The 3,310-nt window shown below is 49.5% G+C and carries 4 protein-coding genes; all 4 read right to left on the minus strand.

Annotated features, from left to right (window positions below):
* Nucleotides 1–1,304: DUF2207 domain-containing protein (locus Q0231_RS16370; RefSeq protein ID WP_299349297.1), on the minus strand; the 1,304-nt coding region annotated here is incomplete at its 3' end.
* 46 nt (nucleotides 1,305–1,350) lie between these two features.
* Nucleotides 1,351–1,911, minus strand: a complete 561-nt coding sequence (locus Q0231_RS16375; RefSeq protein ID WP_269392489.1) for a LemA family protein — start codon at nucleotides 1,909–1,911, stop codon at nucleotides 1,351–1,353.
* A gap of 65 nt (nucleotides 1,912–1,976) precedes the next feature.
* Nucleotides 1,977–2,156, minus strand: a complete 180-nt coding sequence (locus Q0231_RS16380; RefSeq protein ID WP_269392490.1) for a hypothetical protein — start codon at nucleotides 2,154–2,156, stop codon at nucleotides 1,977–1,979.
* Between the two features lie 59 nt (nucleotides 2,157–2,215).
* Nucleotides 2,216–3,130, minus strand: coding sequence for a glycine--tRNA ligase subunit alpha (locus Q0231_RS16385; protein WP_299349301.1), 915 nt, complete (start codon nucleotides 3,128–3,130; stop codon nucleotides 2,216–2,218).
* Between the last annotated feature and the right edge of the window lie 180 nt (nucleotides 3,131–3,310).

Genomic DNA, 3,310 nt, shown 5'->3' on the forward strand with positions numbered 1-3,310 from the left:
TCTTGTATCGCGTCTTTTTCGATTTGGCGCACGCGTTCGGAAGAAATTCCAAGATCAGAACCGATATCTCTCAAAGAACGATCTTCCACGAAAAGATATCTTTCGCGCAAAATTTTACTGGCGCGAGGATCTGTCAGTTCACACAGAGCCTCTTCGAGGATGCGTTTTTGTCCTTGCATCACCAATTGAGCTTCAGCTCCGATTTCATTGGCGTTTTCATCTTCAATGGTGTCGATAAAATCCGAGTGCAACTCATGCAAGCTGGCGCCTACGTTCTTGTCGATAACCACAGATCCTTTGGCATGGAACCATGTGTAGAGTTTTAGCTCGCCGCTGGGTAATTCGCCTGGCTCTTTGTTGGTCACAGTGACTTTCGTGTCGTCCCCATTCTGTCCGAGTTGCACCAACCCTTTGGTGGCCAAGGAAATCAAAGCAGCGGTGAAAGCTGTCCAGCCAGACTTTGCCCATCCGAAGTTGTGCACATAGTGGGTTAGAGCGGGCGAAAAGCCCTTGGGTGGATAGAACAATGGAATAATTGTCCCTTTTTTGGGGTCCCGGCCCACCGCGTTCCATGCAGAATAGAAATAGGAAAAAACCAGCAAAAAACTAATGGCGGGCAAAAACACAGCACGGCGATCAGAAAGATAAGCCCAAAAATTATCCCAAGCCGTGGGCGGTTCCATCAAGCCTTTGTTGAAGCCAACGACAACGCTTAACCCTTCGCCCGGCGCGAATGACTGGTTGGCACTGAAAGTCGTGTTTAGTGCACCATCGTGGGAAATCGTTGCATTGTTGGCGCTGCTACCAAACGCACCCGTGTAAGCTCTTGTTTGCTGAATGTGCGCGCCTTCTGGCAAGCGCACCTGCGCAACCGACGCGTTAATTGGGATGTTCCAAAAGTTTCCCGTAACATTCCAGTAAATTTGGTCAGAATCTGGCAAGTCGCGCACTTGATGCCACGTTCTGTATTTCAACGTGTAATTGTAGATGCCAGGCGACAAATAAACATCGGCATTGCCTATATAGATGCGTTCGCCATTGGCTTCCGTTTCAGAATGCCAGTCGTCAGGCTCTCCATTTCGAAGCACTTGTAAGACTTCAAGGCCGTGATCGATTGCATAGCCATTGTCGCCGCGGGATTCTGTTGGGATATAGCGCCAAATGCCGCGCTGAATTTCGCGTCCCTCCGCGTTCACCCGAATGGTTTCGGTGACGATGATCGAGCGATCGGTTTGCACGTCGATGACAGAGGAATAGGACAAAATCGCCTCAGCACCATAAGCTGGTGCCAAAGCGAAAAACATTGCAAAAACAATCAGAAATGAACGCAGATGCGTCCTCAAGTTGACCTTAGAATGATACATCAGGAACGGCACGATCCGCTTCGTTTTCAAGTTCGAAATACTCAGCTTTAACGAACTGAAACTGGTTGGCAACAAGGTTTGAAGGAAAGCTTTCCACCATCACATTCAAGTTGCGTACGGCCCCATTGTAATAACGGCGAGAGAGTTGAATTTCGTCCTCAGTTGTTTGCAAAGCGCCTTGAAATTCAAGGAATGTGCTGTCCGCTTTCAGATCCGGATAGGCTTCTGCCACGGCGATCAGTTTACCCAGTGCGCCAGACAACATGCTCTCTAATTTGCCGCGTTCGGCAGGTGATGCATTGGCAGCGCCTTGCACAGCTGCGCGCGCTTCAGTAACCGCTTGCAGCGTTTCTTTTTCGTGGCCCATGTAGCCTTTGACGGTTTCGAGCATATTGGGGATCAAATTGGCGCGGCGTTTGAGTTGTACGTCAATGCCCGACCAGCCTTCTTCTACCATTTGGCGGTTCTTGACCAAATTGTTGTAGGCCATGATCGCATAGATGCCCACCGCGATGACGATTGAGAAAAGTACCCAGAAAATTTCCATGGCGCAGCGCCTCCCATATGGATATTGAACGCGAGTTTATACAAAGAGTTGGCACTTGTGAACGACTAAGCGGCCAATAAAAAAGGGACATTTTGGAGATGATCCAAATGTCCCTTTTTATGTTTCGCTTTTCGTGAATAATCACGTTTGTTTTTGACGATTTTGAGTTTGAATTGATGTTCACTCAGCGCCTTGGCCGCTCGATTGGGCGGCGCGGCAATTCGTCGATCCTTTGATCGTTTCATCGCACATCTCCTTGATCATACAAGGGTGATATAGGGGATTGTGTGCAAGAATTAAAGGTCTACGCGCCACCAGCTTCGGTTTGCAACCATGCTCCACCGCAAGCCTTGGCGAGTTCGCGCACCCGCAAAATATAACTCTGGCGCTCAGTCACCGAAATCACGCCGCGCGCATCAAGCAAGTTGAATGCATGCGAAGCTTTGATGCATTGCTCATAGGCAGGCATGGCCAGCTTGTGTTGATTGCCATCGGCACCAGCAGCCAACAAGGCTTTGCACTCATCTTCGGCGTCTTTGAAATGGCGGAATAAGATTTCTGTGTTCGCGTGATCAAAATTGTAGCGTGAGAATTCTTGTTCGGCTTGCAAGAACACGTCGGCGTAAGTGATCTTCTCATCACCTTCGCGCCCATTAAAGTTCAACTCCATAATGCTATCAACGTTTTGCAAATAGCACGCAATCCGCTCAAGACCGTAAGTCAGCTCGCCCGAAACTGGCGCGCATTCAAAGCCCGCGACTTGTTGGAAGTATGTGAATTGGCTCACTTCCATGCCGTCACACCAGCATTCCCAACCAAGACCCCATGCGCCAAGCGTTGGGCTTTCCCAATCGTCTTCTACAAAGCGCAGGTCGTGGACCTTGGGGTCAATGCCAATGGCGTAGAGCGATTGCAGGTAAAGCTCTTGCAAGTTCTCAGGCGAAGGCTTGAGGATCACTTGATATTGATAAAAGTGCTGCAAACGGTTTGGGTTTTCACCATAGCGACCGTCGGTTGGACGACGAGACGGTTGCACATAGGCAGCGCGCCAAGGTTTTGGACCCAGCGCGCGCAATGTGGTCGCAGGATGAAACGTACCCGCGCCCACCTCCATGTCCAGAGGTTGCAGCACGACACATCCGCGTGTCGCCCAAAACTCTTGCAGTTTGAGGATAACCTCCTGAAAGGTTAAAAAATCGTGTTTGACCTGTGACACCATTAAGTCCAATTACTGATTGCAAAAAAGCTGGCTATTATACAACCTCTTTTGTCGGCATAATACGCGCATTCGACCCGACCTATGGCGATTATGAATCTGAGTAGTCATCCTGTGACAGCCAATGGAAAAAATTAAAGGCGCCTTAGTGGTTGGCCTGCTGCGTTTGAGCGCTTTGTTGCC

Origin of the sequence: uncultured Maritalea sp. (assembly GCF_937139385.1) — a bacterium.
GTDB classification, from domain to species: domain Bacteria; phylum Pseudomonadota; class Alphaproteobacteria; order Rhizobiales; family Devosiaceae; genus Maritalea; species Maritalea porphyrae_A.